The 15741-nt window shown below is 34.5% G+C and carries 19 protein-coding genes and 1 tRNA gene; 15 read left to right on the forward strand and 5 right to left on the reverse strand.

Features of this window, described 5'->3' with window-relative positions:
- Positions 1–23: 23 nt before the first annotated feature.
- Entirely contained in the window at positions 24–746 is a 723-nt protein-coding gene (locus GYW75_RS07865) for a response regulator (protein WP_143422135.1), read from the reverse strand.
- Between the two features lie 118 nt (positions 747–864).
- The gene (gene thiI / locus GYW75_RS07870) at positions 865–2313 is read right to left on the reverse strand and encodes a tRNA uracil 4-sulfurtransferase ThiI (protein WP_174798948.1); all 1449 of its coding nucleotides are present in this window, start codon (positions 2311–2313) and stop codon (positions 865–867) included.
- Positions 2314–2609: 296 nt separating this feature from the next.
- On the opposite strand from thiI, the gene secG reads away from it, so the two are divergent.
- The 9 genes from secG (at position 2610) to GYW75_RS07915 (ending at position 8954) form a co-directional block, all read left to right on the forward strand.
- Positions 2610–2984 carry a preprotein translocase subunit SecG gene (secG, locus tag GYW75_RS07875; protein ID WP_174798949.1) on the forward strand — a complete coding sequence of 125 codons (375 nt, stop codon included), beginning with the start codon at positions 2610–2612 and terminating at the stop codon, positions 2982–2984.
- Positions 2985–2991: 7 nt separating this feature from the next.
- Positions 2992–3077: transfer RNA gene (locus GYW75_RS07880), tRNA-Leu, on the forward strand.
- Between the two features lie 184 nt (positions 3078–3261).
- A complete protein-coding gene (locus tag GYW75_RS07885) occupies positions 3262–4512 on the forward strand; it encodes an integrase domain-containing protein (RefSeq protein ID WP_174798950.1) in 1251 nt (416 codons plus the stop codon).
- A 686-nt stretch (positions 4513–5198) separates the two neighbouring features.
- Positions 5199–5597, forward strand: coding sequence for a terminase small subunit (locus GYW75_RS07890; protein ID WP_174798951.1), 399 nt, complete (start codon positions 5199–5201; stop codon positions 5595–5597).
- Between the two features lie 377 nt (positions 5598–5974).
- Complete coding sequence (locus GYW75_RS07895) at positions 5975–6157, forward strand: hypothetical protein (protein ID WP_085166037.1); 183 nt, start codon at positions 5975–5977, stop codon at positions 6155–6157.
- Positions 6144–6695 carry an acetyltransferase gene (locus GYW75_RS07900; RefSeq protein ID WP_194240447.1) on the forward strand — a complete coding sequence of 184 codons (552 nt, stop codon included), beginning with the start codon at positions 6144–6146 and terminating at the stop codon, positions 6693–6695. The genes GYW75_RS07895 and GYW75_RS07900 overlap by 14 nt, the downstream gene beginning before the upstream one ends.
- Before the next feature lie 773 nt (positions 6696–7468).
- Positions 7469–7678 carry a helix-turn-helix transcriptional regulator gene (locus GYW75_RS07905; RefSeq protein ID WP_065627088.1) on the forward strand — a complete coding sequence of 70 codons (210 nt, stop codon included), beginning with the start codon at positions 7469–7471 and terminating at the stop codon, positions 7676–7678.
- A gap of 3 nt (positions 7679–7681) precedes the next feature.
- Positions 7682–8092 (forward strand): hypothetical protein, encoded by a 411-nt coding sequence (locus tag GYW75_RS07910; RefSeq protein WP_174798952.1) that lies wholly within the window; start codon positions 7682–7684, stop codon positions 8090–8092.
- Between the two features lie 100 nt (positions 8093–8192).
- Positions 8193–8954, forward strand: a complete 762-nt coding sequence (locus tag GYW75_RS07915) for an antA/AntB antirepressor family protein (protein ID WP_174798953.1) — start codon at positions 8193–8195, stop codon at positions 8952–8954.
- Between the two features lie 331 nt (positions 8955–9285).
- Here the strand turns inward: GYW75_RS07915 and GYW75_RS07920 are convergent, their stop codons facing one another.
- Positions 9286–9450 (reverse strand): YlcI/YnfO family protein, encoded by a 165-nt coding sequence (locus GYW75_RS07920; RefSeq protein ID WP_141673729.1) that lies wholly within the window; start codon positions 9448–9450, stop codon positions 9286–9288.
- Between the two features lie 202 nt (positions 9451–9652).
- Between GYW75_RS07920 and GYW75_RS07925 the strand changes: the two genes are divergently transcribed.
- The 6 genes from GYW75_RS07925 to GYW75_RS07950 are packed head-to-tail and all read left to right on the forward strand — an operon-like array spanning position 9653 to position 13236.
- Positions 9653–9874, forward strand: a complete 222-nt coding sequence (locus GYW75_RS07925) for a host cell division inhibitor Icd-like protein (RefSeq protein ID WP_174798954.1) — start codon at positions 9653–9655, stop codon at positions 9872–9874.
- Positions 9864–10097, forward strand: coding sequence for a hypothetical protein (locus GYW75_RS07930; RefSeq protein WP_174798955.1), 234 nt, complete (start codon positions 9864–9866; stop codon positions 10095–10097). Before GYW75_RS07925 ends, GYW75_RS07930 begins: the two co-directional genes overlap by 11 nt.
- Entirely contained in the window at positions 10090–10311 is a 222-nt protein-coding gene (locus GYW75_RS07935) for a hypothetical protein (RefSeq protein ID WP_174798956.1), read from the forward strand. The genes GYW75_RS07930 and GYW75_RS07935 overlap by 8 nt, the downstream gene beginning before the upstream one ends.
- Positions 10298–10489 (forward strand): hypothetical protein, encoded by a 192-nt coding sequence (locus GYW75_RS07940; RefSeq protein WP_065627010.1) that lies wholly within the window; start codon positions 10298–10300, stop codon positions 10487–10489. Before GYW75_RS07935 ends, GYW75_RS07940 begins: the two co-directional genes overlap by 14 nt.
- The gene (locus GYW75_RS07945) at positions 10482–10856 is read left to right on the forward strand and encodes a hypothetical protein (protein WP_174798957.1); all 375 of its coding nucleotides are present in this window, start codon (positions 10482–10484) and stop codon (positions 10854–10856) included. Before GYW75_RS07940 ends, GYW75_RS07945 begins: the two co-directional genes overlap by 8 nt.
- A gap of 10 nt (positions 10857–10866) precedes the next feature.
- Positions 10867–13236, forward strand: coding sequence for a primase-helicase zinc-binding domain-containing protein (locus GYW75_RS07950; RefSeq protein ID WP_174798958.1), 2370 nt, complete (start codon positions 10867–10869; stop codon positions 13234–13236).
- Positions 13237–14001: 765 nt separating this feature from the next.
- Here GYW75_RS07950 and GYW75_RS07955 read toward each other — a convergent pair.
- Together GYW75_RS07955 and GYW75_RS07960 are read right to left on the reverse strand one after the other, a co-directional pair.
- Positions 14002–15357: a PFL family protein gene (locus GYW75_RS07955; protein ID WP_174798959.1), complete on the reverse strand. Its 1356-nt coding sequence runs from the start codon at positions 15355–15357 to the stop codon at positions 14002–14004.
- A gap of 35 nt (positions 15358–15392) precedes the next feature.
- A complete protein-coding gene (locus GYW75_RS07960; RefSeq protein WP_174798960.1) occupies positions 15393–15662 on the reverse strand; it encodes an ACT domain-containing protein in 270 nt (89 codons plus the stop codon).
- Positions 15663–15741: the final 79 nt, after the last annotated feature.

Genomic DNA, 15741 nt, shown 5'->3' on the forward strand with positions numbered 1-15741 from the left:
ATTATCTGATCTTCATTATAAAGTTATTCATATAACAAATCGTCATTTCGATCAATTACAAATAAGTAACCTTTTGAACGTAATGTTTTAATCCATGGTAAACCATCACTTCTAGGCGGTAGTTTTTTCCGTAATCTAGATACATGTACATCAATTGAGCGAGCAAGTGGAGCTAAATTTTTACCCAAAACAAATTCGCTTAGTTTTTCGCGTGTGATTATCTTTCCCGAATTTTCTAGAAAGGTAAGCAACACTTGAAACTCAGTACCCGTTAAATCTATATACTTGTTATCAAAAAAAGCAGAACCCTGTTTTCGATTTACATTAAGTTTATCAATTGTATATTTAATTGGTTGTTCAGTTTCATCGTTTGCTACATTATCCCAATGCGCTCTACGCAAAAGTGCATTGATTCGGGCAATAAGCTCTCTATCATTAAATGGTTTTAGAATGTAGTCATCAGCACCAAGCTCAAGTCCAATCACTTTATCATATTCATTATCTTTAGCCGTTAAAAAAATAACAGGTACCGTAAATTTACCTCTAAGTTGAGATAAGAATTTAAGTCCATTCATTTCAGGCATCATAATATCAAGTAAAATAAGATCTATCGTACTATCAAACTTTTCTAAAGCCTGAATACCATTATTCGCTATTTCAACAAGAAATCCTTCTAACTCAAGAAGTTCTCGTAATAATAAAGTAATTTCTGGATCATCATCAACTACAAGTAATTTACTGCTCATTACAATCCTCTTTATTTCATTCATTCTTGATATTAATTTTTATACCAAATATAGTTTTATCCAAAAATTTACTATATATGTAAAAATCACGAACAATATAGTAAATTATTGTTAATTTTTATATAGAAAATATTTTTACATTATTATAGCCTTGGTCAATTAAATAAAGCGCTTGTAATTTACTCATGACTCCACGATCGCAATATAGTAAATATTGCTTCGATTGATCCAAATTCCCAAATTGCGTTGCTAACTTATAAAATGGAATATGCTTAACTTCAATATCGCTTAATATAAGTGGATTATCTTCCTGATCTTCTGAAGATCGAATATCAATAACCACGTGATCGGTACTCAAAGTTGTGACAGTTTCAACATGAGCAATTTTTGTATCAGTTTGTTTTGCTATCTCACGAATATCAATATTTTCAGCCTCGGCAACTGCTTTATCCAAAATCGTGAAATTAAAATTCATTTCCTCTGCTTCAATTTTTTCTTTCACGGCTTTAACTGTTGGGTTTTTAGATATTACGCCACAAAATTCTGGCATTGTTTTTGCTATATCTTCAGTACCAATTTGACGCGCAATATTGATAATGGTTTCTTTATCGTGTGTGATTAAAGGACGTAAAATTAATGTATCACTAGCATTATCAATTAAACGTAAATTGGTAAGTGTTTGGCTTGATACTTGCCCCAATGCTTCTCCAGTAACGAGAGCTTCCACTTTATAACGTTGCGCAATTTTTGATGCCGCACGAATCATCATCCGCTTTAAGATAACGCCCATTTGCCCATCATCAATTTTTTCAAGAATCTCACCAACAACATCCGAAAAGTCAATAGCAATAAAACGCACTTTATGTGAGCTACCAAAACTCTCCCATAGGTAATGCGCCATTTGTTTAACTCCAATTTCGTGAGTTTTTCCACCAAGATTAAAGAAACAATAATGCACTCGGCTTCCGCGTCGCATTAGCATATAACTTGATACACCAGAATCAAAACCACCCGATATGAGCGAAAGAACATCTTCTTGTGTACCAGTTGGAAAACCGCCAATGCCAGCATGTCGACCTTTTACCAGCAGTAACTTTTCTTTGTCGATTTCAAGATGAACGGTGATTTCTGGATGAGTTAATTTAACCTTAGCCGAAGACACATGTTGATTAAGCCCACCACCAACATAACGTTCAACATCAATTGAAGTAAATTCATGTTTACCTCGACGCTTAACGCGTACACAAAACGTTTTGTTTTCAATTAATGGAGCATAATAATCTAATGCTTTTTCAAAAATATCATGCATATCAACAAAAGTGATTTCATCGACAGCAAGAATATGATGTATACCAGGGATTCGCATTAATAATTCAAGTATCTTAGCTTCACTATTTTCAACTTTTGGACGAACTTCAATAAAATCCCAATGACGAATAACTGCAACATCTTCAATATGATGCTTTAAAATATTACGAATGTTACTTGTTAGTATTTTAATAAATCGTAAACGAACAGAATCACTTTTGATGGTAATTTCGGGAAAGAGCTTAACAATAAATTTCATAAAATCAATGCGAACTATTATAAAAATGCATCATTATACTTGTTTTACTCAAAAACTCACAATTGATTATGATAAATATATCTAATGACTGTTTTAATTTATTGCTTGAAATAAAATTAGTGAATACACAATAATACATCATCTACAGATAAAATAAGTATTTTTACTACCTGAAAAGTATAAATGCTTAAAATATATCAATCATATCTTAAATTTTACTTGCTTGTTGGACTATCTTTCGCTAATATCTCGCATCAATAAATTCTGTTGTATAACATATAAATTGACAGGTTGAAATGTACGAATTTTTAATTATAAGCTATTTAATTATCGCGGTTATAATAGTTGCGTTAGTTTTAATACAACGAGGTAAAGGTGCTGACATGGGTTCATCATTTGGCGCTGGTGCATCCGCAACTTTATTTGGCTCTTCAGGTAGTGGGAATTTTTTAACTCGCGCTACCACTTTATTAGGTATTTTGTTTTTTGTAATAAGCATTTTACTTTCAAATTTAGGTAGCAAACCACGAATAGCTTCATCTAGCGAATTTGAGAATATTGAAGATACTGTACCAGTAACAACACAGCTGAATGAAGGTAATACCACACCTGCAACAGCTCCAATTACTCAACCTGTACAGCAAAATTCAACTTCAGATATACCTGAATAACAACGGCGCCGTGGTGGTGAAATTGGTAGACACGCTATCTTGAGGGGGTAGTGCTCTAAGAGCATGCGGGTTCAAGTCCCGCCCACGGCACCAAATCAATAAACAGTAACATTCTTTTAAACCCAAAAAAGCACACCAAGTCCAGTAATAACAAGCCTCAAAGTCTATTTTATTGCCCATTAAGTATCAGTAAGGTACATTTACAACCAAAAATAATGGGGGTATATTTGGGGGTATAATTAAATACCCTATTATTGCGTACCCCCAAAGGTGAAAAATGGCTGTAAAAACTACTCCCTTAACTGACACACAAATAAAAGCATTAAAAGCCACTAGTAAGGATAAAAAGTATTTTGATGGTGGAGGTCTTTTTTTGTTAGTTAAATCGACAGGGGTTAAATTATGGCGATTTAAATATAAAAAGCCAATATCACATAAAGAGACATTATTATCTTTCGGTAAATACCCAGAAACATCGCTACAACAAGCGCGAAAACAACGAGATGAAGCGCGAGAATTAATAAAGCAAGGGATAGATCCACAATATCACAAAGCGGAACAAAAACAACGTAAGCAAGAAGCTTGTAATAATACCTTTTACGCTATGGCTGAGAAATGGTTCAAATTCAAAACAGAACAAGGTTTAGAAGAACAAACGCTCAAAAAGGCTTGGCGTTCATTAGAAAATCATGTTTTCCCTTATATAAAAGATATTCCAATAAACCAAGTAACAGCTATCAAAGCGATTAACGCATTACAGCCATTAAATAACAATAATAAATACGAAACAGTAAAAAGAGTTTGTAGGCGAATTAATGAAATAATGTATTATGCTGTCAATATGGGAATTATCGATAATAACCCTCTAGCCAAAATCACCGACGTATTTAATAGCCCGAAAGTAAAAAATCAGCCAACTATTCCCCCAACTGAGTTACCGCAGTTCATGCAAGCTTTAGCTATGGCAAAGATTGAATTACAAACCAGATGCGTGATTGAATGGCAGCTATTAACATTAACACGACCAAGTGAAGCCGTAGGGGCTAAGTGGGAAGAAATTAATCTAGATAAAAAATTATGGAGTATTCCTGCCGAACGCATGAAAATGGATAGACCTCACAATATACCCTTATCACCGCAAGCAATAAAAATACTTGAGATAATGAAATCTATTAATCATAAAAGTGAGTTTGTTTTCCCAACAGCAAGACCGCCTTATAACAAGCCAATGAGTAGCCAAACCGCTAACATGGCAATAAAGCGCATGGGATACAAAGATAAGTTAGTTGCGCATGGATTAAGAGCTTTAGCTAGTACCGCTTTAAACGAACAAGGCTTTAATTATGATGTCATTGAAAGCGCGTTATCGCATGTAGATAAAAACGCAGTAAGGCGAGCCTACAACAAAGCAGAATATGAACATCAAAAGCGTATTATGCTTGACTGGTGGGGTGACTTTGTTGAGCAAGCAAGCCAAGGAAATGTCTCACTATCAGGTAACCGCAATTTAAAGCTAGTTAATCATTAACCATATCGCGCTATTCATACCGTGCCCCATATTTGGGTTACAAACTTCAATTATCCATAATAACCACTCCTCATATCTGAGGGGTGTTTTTTCAAATGTCACCCTTTACTTACCCAGTCATTAGGCTGTTTTTATGCTTACCCCCCCATATTCTTAAACTTTTAATATAAAGTGTTCACTACTATTCACCAACCTAATATTAATTTATATATATCAATATATTATATACTTATTATATATATTTTTTGGTGTTCACTAGTATTCACTACTGTTCACTACTATACACATTTAAAAATAATCTTGATCCTGTAATTAACCAATTGAAATATAAATATATTTATATGGCGCTATTTTTTTATTAAAATAAAATAATTATTAATCATAATGTTAAGTTATGATGATTTTAAGGTTGATCCAGGGCTATTATTAGAGGAAAAGAATAAATGCTCTATGGTGATTTCCACCATACAGGGAGATTACGGAAAAGGTAACATTAAAAAAACTAAAAAAATCGGGTTAGCGTTAAAATGAATGAGAGTGGGCGGTTTAGAACGTATAGGGTCGTAGGAATTTACACCCCCCTCCTATTGGTTGGCTTAGTGAATTTTTGGACACGTTAGAAAGCAATCTAATAATTCGCCTTATTAGATTATAATAGCCTTATTATTAGTAAGTTAGGTGGCAATATGGCAGGGCGAAAATCAAAGATAAAGGACATGTTAAAACTAGGGCAAGAGTATTTGCATAAGCAGGGCTATATCAAAAATGGGGAAGTTATTCCCTCTATGGCTGGACTGGCTTTATATGCTAACTGTTCAAGGTCAAGTTTATACAATTATGCGAGTTCAAGCGAAGAATTTAAGGACATGTTAGAACTTATCAAAGCGCGCCAAGAAGTCGAGTTAATTAATAAAGGCTTAAAAGGCGAGTTTAACGCAAGTATTGCTAAATTGATGCTTGCTAATCATGGTTATTCTGAAAAACAGATATTAGATCATCAATCTATGGGTAGTAGCATTACAGCCAAATCCAAACCAATGCGCATAGAGCTAGTATCGCCACAACCAAAGGATTTAACCGCCTGACAAGCAAAGAGCATAAACTTGTTACCTGCTCAAGTTTTAGATGCTCAAATTGAGCCACTTCATATGGAATTTAAATACCCAAAAATCCATTTAATATATAATCACTAGTACTTATATAGGTATCCATTCAGGTATCCAGTGAAAAGCATTTAATAAATGGATACCAATTTAATCATAAAAGCCAGTTATCTTCATAATGAAGACTGCTTATAAAATTCTTTCATAAAGTTTAATTTAAAGAAAATTAAATATTTATTATTGTTTTTCTCATATTTATTTATATTCTGTTTTAAACAGTTAAATACATATTGATATAACAAAATAGAGCTATATAATATTACACAACTTGTGTAATTGTACTTTTTAGGAGGCGTAATATGGCTACATCATCATTTAGCAAAACGTTTGTTTTGGCTGATTCTAGTGGCATTGACACTCTTATTGAGCTAGATAAAGCACCAAATAAAATTAAAACTCGCGATAGAGACGATAAAGCAGAATCCCAAAAAGCAGTAAAATTATTTTCTACAGTTTTAACCCGAAAAAATGCTCACGGTTAATCTAGATGAGCTTTTAAATAAATATGATGAGGAGGAAATAAAAAGCCTCCTTTGTTGTTTTTCCTGCCCTAGAAATAAGGATTTACAAGATTTTTTATGCAATTCAGCAATAGAATTTAGCAAAAGGAACGTATCAAAAACCTATCTTATTATCAACGAAGATAATCTTGATATTCTCGCCTATTTTTCTTTAGCATTTACATCAATACAATCAAGTGATTTTGAAATATCTAAAACATTAGTATCTAGTATGGATGGCTTTAATAAGCACGCTACAGAAATAAAAGTTCATTTGATTGGCCAAATTGGTAAAAATTTCGCAGTTGAAAATAATCCTATAAATCTTGGGTTAATATTACAAGAAACTTTCACAATAATTAAACAAATCCGCGCTATGGCTGGCGGTAGATTTGCTATATTAGAATGTAATAATAATCCCTCATTGATAGCACTATATAAAAAATGCGGATTTAAAATATTGCCTACCAAAGAAGATGGTGATCATCTTATCACTATGTGTATAAAAATTCCTGATTAGTAGCCTCAATAATTTCATATCTAAAATAATTTTATGTGTAAAAATTTACAATATATAGTAATACATTATCAAAATTTACTACTATATATAGTAAATCTGAATATTAATTGATTAAAAAACAAGCAAACGAATCAATGGGTGAAAAATATTTTTTAAGAGCATTTTTTCACTGGCTAATTCATTACAAAATTAAGGCGATTATACAAATCCGATCATAAACTGAATTACTTGAAATTTAATTTATTTAAAAATCATAAAGTTAAAAATAATGTTTATTAAAATCAGATCGTAAATCAAATGACAGCATTTTTACGGCGTTACTAAAGTTAAGTAATACATAGCAACCAAAATTGTATTTAAAGGGCTTAGAGCGCTCATTTTGCGCCTTATTTTTGATATTTATTATTTACTGTGCTTTATTTTTCAAAATACTTTGATAAAATACTAGTTAAATTGATTACCTAGTTATTTATACAGGTAGTTAATTGAAAAGCTATTAATGAGGAGTATCTAAGTTGATAGTTTTAAGGGGGTATGGTTTCTAAGTTTGGCGACGGAGAACCAACTCCCCTTGAGTAAAGAAATTAAACATGATACGGATAAAAATGTAACAAATTGTTTAACAACTTCAGTTATATATTGTCTTATCTACCAAAAGTAGTCAATGCCAATATTAACTAACTGTTCGTTTATTAATCAACCTATGTTAGCTCCTTTCATCCTCTATCATTGTTTAATTCTTTTTAATTAGTAATTTAAAAAGAGATTTTTACATGGAAAAAATTTTAAATAACAAAGATAGTCTTATCCCGTTAAAAGATTTTATTGCCTTAATTGGTTATAAAAGCACATCCTCATATTATCAAATGCTCAAGAATGACAAAACCGCACCTAAACCAATAAAATTATTGGGTCGAAAAGTTTTTTTATCTAGTCAAGAAGTTAATAGCTGGATTGAATCAAAAAAAGCGGCAAGGGGGTAATTTATGCAAATTGGAAACCCTCTATATCGCGAAATAATCGAGGGCTTGCATTGGAATCTTGACGCTTCCAATCATAGCCAATCTGATTATAAAAAGCTACCCAAAAAGCCGAGAGCTTACCTATTAATTGCGTGTACTGGTGACAATGGTATTACCGAAAATGAGATATTGCGCACCTGTAGGCTTTCTAGCGGTAGAAATTACTGCTCAGAACTAGAAAGAAAGTTAGGCATCACATTAAAGCGCATGGATGAACCTAATACCGACGGAATAGGCTCACACTATCGCTATTACCTAGCCAATAAGGAAGATGCTCAAAAGGTGGTTAATCTGATTCTTAGTTATGAAAATAGCTTATTAACTGAATCAGATATCAGCCAAATTTTAGCACTTTATCCAAGCAAAGTAGCTTAATTAATTGATTTTATAGCAAAGCTCATTTTTGAGCCGACGGTATCCCTTTGCCTAAATTTAGCTAAAAGAGGGATTTTTCGACACGTTAGGAGTAATACTTATGACAGATTTTAATAATTTAGTACCAGTAACAGAAACGCAATTAAACGGCAAATTACAACAAACAGTTAGCGCAAAGGCTTTACATAATTACTTAAAAGTAGGAAATGATTTTTCAACATGGATAAAGGGAAGAATAAAAGAATATGGACTTATTAAAAATGATGATTTTTTAATCTTTGATTCATCAGAATTCAGGAATCAAAGTACAAATAATGAACAGCAAATAAAATGGACAACTAAGCGAGGTGGAGATCGTAAAAGTACAGATTACATCCTTACAATCGGAACCGCTAAAGAATTAGCAATGATTGAAAATAACGAGAAAGGACGAGCAATAAGAAAGTACTTTATACGTTGTGAAGAACACCTTAAAGAAATCGCGCCAACAATCCAAAAGAAAGCACTTAATCGATTAAAAGCACGTTTAGAAGTCGCAGATTATAGCCGTCCTATGTGTGACGCATTAACTATACAACGATTATCCCTAGGCAAGGAGACCAAGCCACATCACTATACTAATGAATTTGATATGATTAATCGTATTGTACTTGGCATGACAGCAAAGGCTTACCGAAAAGCTCATAATCTCACGGGTGATATTCGCGACCATATCACTGAAGAACAGCTTAATCACTTAGCTTACCTTGAGAAATCCAATATCACGTTAATAGATATGGGTTGGAATTATGAAAAACGAAAAGCAGAACTCATCAAGTTATCACAAAGCTACATGATTCGGTTATTGGGTAAGGTGGCTTAATTATGATGACTATACACTCATTTAACGCCTTAGCTATAGGACAGTATACCCAAGCCCCAAATAATCGCTTAAATTGCTATTTTAACGGAATTAACGCCATCCAAAAGGTGAAATCATTCTTCTTGGTTGGCAATAATTCTAGTTTCCAGTCAAAAAAGCCTATTTCAGTGGAAACAAGTGTAAAAGTACGCACTAAGTACGCAGTGAAAACCGTTTTTTTAATGCGTACTAATCATTGCATGGGGTGTTTTTTAAAAAGTAGGTTTCTTGAGTCCATAAAAAGGAGAATGGGAAAACAAAAACCACCAATCAGTGGCATTAAGTTAAAAGATTATTTCTTATCTAGTTTAGCTAGTTTTTCGCGACAAGTAGCAATAACCCAAGCGGAAAAGTTAGTATTTTCTTTCTTGGATTGCTCGTCTATTCGCTCTATTAATTCATGGGGGAAGCGGATTGCTTTTCTATCCGATTTATTATTTTTGTTACCTGTAGCCATTTTTATACCTAAAAGATGCTTATTAGTGTGCAGACACTATACACGATCACTAAATAATAAAAAAGGCTTGACGTGTGCCTACACCATAAAATATAGTGAGCACACACCTGATAAGTTTATTAGGTTAAAAACAGCAATGCCCCGAAGTGCTGTAACACTATCGAGGCATCTAACCACAATAACATTAAATGAGGTAATGATTATGGCTAACCGCTATGATAGCGCACACCTATGCGCAAGACAATCCAAACTATTTAAATTCTATGACCTATCAATGGCTCAAGTAGTCCAAATAACGGCAACAACCGAACGCCAAGCACGCAAGAGCTTAGGCAAATCATCCCTTATCTTTATTGCCAGAATTCGCTTATATCCAGTTATTGAAAGAGCCAGAAGCTTTGGAGGTTATCACTATGAGCAATAATAACTTTCAGATATTAAATAACATCGAAACAAAACTTATTCAAGTTCGGAGCATGGCTAAAATTGCCTTAGATAATACTAACTATAAGTGCGCAGGATATGACGAGCCTTTTATCGAACAAACCGATATGAGTAATTTACTGTGGGTTATCGTTGATTTAGTAGAGCAAGCTTTTGATGAGTTACAAGAGTACGGGTTAACGGAGGATAAGAATAATGGCTAACATCTCACTGGACGCAATAAATACTATCAATACAAAACTAGGACAAGCCAACGCTATCACCACGCTTTTAATGGTGGATTGTGATTCGGATACGCCAATTAATGATGAGTTACGCGCCTATGCCCTTGATGCTGTATCAGACTTGATTAACGATTCTAAAAAGCTATTTAGAAGCGAAACCGAGCACAAGGAGGCAAAGAATGAAAGAGTTTGATTTTGTCCATAACGATGACGGCACTATTACCGCATTAAGGCTTAAAAATGGCAAATATGTAGCACTATTTTCTTTTGGCAAGGATGAAATCCCTAACTTACTCGCCGATGTCACCAAGCGACTACCGCCCGAAGTTAGGCGATACATGACACAAATTAAGGGGGTAAATCATGGATAATCAGCAAGAAGTAACAGCAATTCATCATAGTATCGTTGATTCTACTATGGCGATTATAGCAGGCTTATTTTTAATTGAGCAGATTAATAAAAACGGTGCCAAGGTGTTTATTCATGACGGTATCAAGATTGATATTGATAAAGATTTAATTGTTTTAGGGTTAAAAGTTAGTCTTGAAGAATGCTTGATTGAAGACTTTGGCGAAAGTGAGGGATTAAATCGTACCTATGGACTATTAAAAAAGATGTACGCCGAAAGTGACGATAAACCTATGGCACTAACGCAATTCGGGCAAGAAATGCTTGCAACGTTATTTATTGATTTAGCCGAAGATATCAAAGCTGAATCTAACGCGATAATTCATTAAGGGGGATGTAATGAAAATCAATGAAATTACAGCCCAAGCCGTAGATAAATGGGATTATATCTTTCAATCATTAGGTATTGAAGTGGGTAATGGCAAGCATTGCCCTTGCCCTGTCTGTGGGGGTAAGGATAGATTTAGATTTGATAACCAAAATGGTAGAGGTACTTATATCTGTAACCAGTGTGGTAGTGGTGACGGCTTAGAGCTTATCAAAAACTATTATCAATGTGACGCTAAAGAAGCATCAAATAAAGTAGCGGAATGTTTAAATCTGTCTAATCAGAATAACCAAATACGGGAAAATCTCGCATTTAGGAATATAGATTCCAAACAATTGCATAACAATAACATACCAGATAATCCCGTATGTAAAAAGGTTGAGTATTTGCTATCTAAAGCAACATTAGGGCAACCTCAATACCTGACCAAGAAAGGGTTAACCTTTGATTTACCCTTGTTAGATAACGGGCGCATTTTTGTGCCCATGCTGAATCTTCATAATGAATACGCAGGTGGTCAATTTATCAAGCCTGACGGCAGTAAGCATTTAATGAAAGGCTCAAATAAGAAAAGTGCTTTTATATTAGTGCGCTCAATATTGAGCAGACCTGCTGAGGTGTGCGCAAATTTGCTCGCACACAATGAAATTATTATCTGTGAGGGTTTGGCTACAGGGATATCGATAGCGGAATTCCGCCAACAGTCTACTGTTATATCCGCCATTGACGCAGGCAATCTTATTCATGTAGCTAAAGACATTCGTGAGTTAAATCTTACCGCTAAAATCATTATCGCAGGTGATAACGATATTGGTCAAAGCCCTAATACGGGCTTAGCTAAAGCAATAGAAGCAGCTCAAGCGGTAAATGGTTATTACTCCGTTCCTGATACAGATTATAAATGTGATTGGGATGATTATAGGCAACAACTTGGAAGCGATAACGCTTTGGCTCATTTTAATAAAAACCTCATAAAACCAGAGTTACCCACCGTGACAAAACTTAACATGCAAAACGAGTTATCAAGTATGAACCTATCGCAAATGGCATCAAGTCAACGGGCTGAACTGCTCAATCAATATTATGATAATAACCTTGCAATTAATCTTACTACCGATGAAATCTATCACTATCAAGATAACGCATGGCAACCTATAAGCGATAAACTATTAATGCGAACACTAGCCGATTTATTCACTCAATCAGGCGAACCTTTTAACCCTATGCGAATTAGCTCAGCGGTTGAATCGCTCAGGTTATCACTGCCTATAATGGGAACACCTCAGAAAGATTTAATCTGCTTTAAAAATGGCGTATATGAGCTAAAAAGCCAAACCTTTAGACCTCACAATAAGCAAGATTGGTTATTAGTCAGTAATGATATTGATTACTACCCTGCCAAAGAAAATGAATCTTTTGATACTCACGCGCCAAACTTCGCTAAATGGCTAAAAAGAGCATCAGGCAATCAAGATAAGGCTAAAAATATCTTGGCTGCGCTATATATGATATTGGCTAATCGCCATGACTGGCAATTATTCTTAGAGGTTACAGGCGCAGGCGGTAGCGGTAAAAGTGTTTTTGCTGAAATTGCGACGATGTTATCAGGTAAAAACAATACTGTAATAGGCACTATGGACGCATTAGAAAAGGCAAGGGACAGAGCCTTAATCGTGGGTTACTCATTAGTCATATTACCCGACCAACCGCGTTATATGGGCAGTGGTGCAGGATTAAAAGCAATTACTGGCGGTGATGAAGTAGCAATAGACCCAAAACACAAGCAACCCTATTCTTGTAAAATCCCTGCGGTAGTCTTGGTTATCAATAACGAGGCAATGAGATTTAACGAACGAAATGGAGGTATATCACGGCGTAGGGTTATCTTTCACTTTGGCGAGGTCATCCCTGAAAAAGAGCGAGATTTAAACTTGGTTAGCAAAATAGAGCAAGAGCTCCCCTCAATTGTGAGGTTGCTATTAAATGAGTTTATCAATCCAACAGAAGCTAAAGAAAGACTACACCAGCAACAACAATCAGACGAAGCGACGGCGATTAAACGTGAATCCGACCACTTGGTAGATTTTTGTAGTTATCTTGATGTGCTGGATCATCCTAATGGTATGCTTATGGGTAATTTAGGCATAATACCATTTAACCCTAAAAAATATTTATATCATGCTTATATTGAGTATGTGCGCAATACAGGGCTTAATAATCCATTGTCCTTGAGTGGGTTCGGTTTATCATTAAATTACGCCATAAAAGAACATAGAAAGGCGTACATTAAAAAACGAACTAATATAGGGGTAAAAACTAATTTAGAAATAAACCCAGATATGTGTAAAGATTGGCTACCTAAAGCCGAAGATCCTAACTAGTAGCTCAAATTGAGCCACTAAAATAAGACCGCCCTAATTGGCGGTTTTTTATTGAGTGAATACCTAAAGTGTACACTTGTGAATAGTAAACATTTAAGTATACACCACTCAAACCCTTTTAGGATAAGGATTCAAGCAAGTAGTGAACACCGTGCATACTTTTTTATTAAATTTTATTTTTATGGGGAGGAGGTATAAAAAATCTAAAATATAATTAACGAATACCACTCACCTAGATAAATTTTTACACCGTCAAAATTCTAAAACCAATTTTTAACCTTTCAATTTGGCAAGATTAAAATACCTAATATTGGGGGTCACTTTTTATTTTGGGACTATGCTTGGGACTATTTCTTCAATAAAGAAAAAGCAAAACCCTTTATTGAAAAGGCTTTAATAAGATCATTTCAAGTCCCCGCCCAGCACCAAATCAATAAACAGCAACATTCTTTTAAACCCTGCAAAGCACACCAAACCCAGTAATAACAAGCCTTAAAGTCTATTTTATTGCCCATTAAGTATCAGTAAGGTACATTTTAAACCACATCTTAAACCACATCTTTTAGGTATATACTTAAGTACAAATACTATATAATTAAAAATTATATACTTAAAATTATTATGGCAAGAAAAGCAGCCTTGATAATAGATACCCGAATAAAAGCCACCAATTCATGAAATAAGGAATATTCATTATTTATAGCGATAATCCGCCTACCTTGCTGTAGACGGAGTAAGGGAAAATATTCATTTAAAATAAATATATTAGTTTTTAAATGAATGAATTGGAGCGGGAATTCTTCCACCTCGATTAATAAAATCACATGAACTAAATTTGTTTACTGACATAACGGGAGCATGGCCAAGTAAACCACCAAATTCAATGTTATCTCCTACTTTTAATCCCTCGGCTGGAATAATTCGCACCGCTGTTGTTTTGTGGTTAATCACCCCTATTGCAGCCTCATCTGCAATGATCGCCGAAATAGTTTCAGCTGGCGTATCGCCTGGAATTGCAATCATATCCAGTCCAACAGAACAAACACAGGTCATTGCTTCTAGTTTTTCAAGATTAAGTGCACCGTTATTTACAGCATCAATCATACCTGCATCTTCCGAAACAGGGATAAATGCACCGCTTAATCCGCCAACATGGCCACAAGCCATTACTCCACCTTTTTTAACCGCATCGTTTAGCATAGCTAGTGCTGCAGTTGTACCGTGTGTACCAACTGCTTCTAATCCCATTTCTTCTAAAATGTGTGCAACCGAATCACCAATTGCTGGGGTTGGAGCTAACGATAAATCGACAATACCAAATTTAACGCCTAAACGTTCAGAAGCCTCTTTACCAACTAGTTGCCCCATACGAGTAATTTTAAATGCAGTTTTTTTGATAGTCTCAGCTACAACATCAAATGGCTGACCTTTGACTTTTTCAAGTGCTCGCTTAACTACACCAGGACCACTGACACCAACGTTAATGACGCAATCAGCTTCCCCTACGCCATGAAAGGCACCTGCCATAAATGGATTATCTTCAACAGCATTAGCAAACACAACTAACTTAGCACAGGCCATGCTACTATTATCAGCTGTTAATTGCGCGGCTTCTTTGATGACATTTCCCATTTGCTTTACTGCATCCATGTTGATCCCCGTTTGTGTAGAGCCAACATTTACCGAAGAGCAAACTCGTTCAGTCTGTGCAAGTGCTTGGGGAATTGATTTAATTAAAATTTCATCTCCTTTATGGTAACCTTTTTGTACCAGTGCTGAAAATCCACCAATAAAGTTAACACCAACTGCTTTGGCCGCTTCGTCCAAAGTTTTAGCAAACGCTACATAATCTTTATCATCACTAGCACCGGCAATTAAAGATATTGGCGTAACAGAAATACGCTTATTGATTATTGGAATACCGAATTCTGAAGTAATCTGATCACCTACTTTAACAAGATCTTTTGCCAGATGTGTAATTTTGTTATAAATCTTTTGGCGTGCTTTTTCACCATCACTATCTATACAATCAAGAAGAGAAATACCCATGGTTATTGTACGGATATCAAGTTTTTCTTCCTCAATCATTTTAATGGTTTCGAGGATCTGTTTTGTTTCCATTAGTATTATCCTTTTATTAAAATATAGAATTAATATTATAAACGATGCATAGCATCAAAAATTTCTTCTCTTTGAAGATTAACTTTAACTTTTAGATTTTTACCTGTTTGCATCAACACAGTTTTTACTTCATCAAATGACACATTAATTTTAGATAGGTCAAGTAACATAATCATCGTAAAATACTCATCCATAATAGTTTGGCTGACATCTAAAATATTAATATCTAATTCATATAACTTTTGGCTAATACCAGCAATAATACCTGTTTGATCTTTACCAATTACCGTTAAAATGGTTTTCATAACACTCCTCCGCACAAAAAATAGACAATTAAATAATATTTATTGAGCTAACTATAATAGCATCTTCAAAAATTATCGA

Origin of the sequence: Gilliamella sp. ESL0232, assembly GCF_013346885.1 — a bacterium.
In the GTDB taxonomy this organism is placed as follows: domain Bacteria; phylum Pseudomonadota; class Gammaproteobacteria; order Enterobacterales; family Orbaceae; genus Gilliamella; species Gilliamella bombi.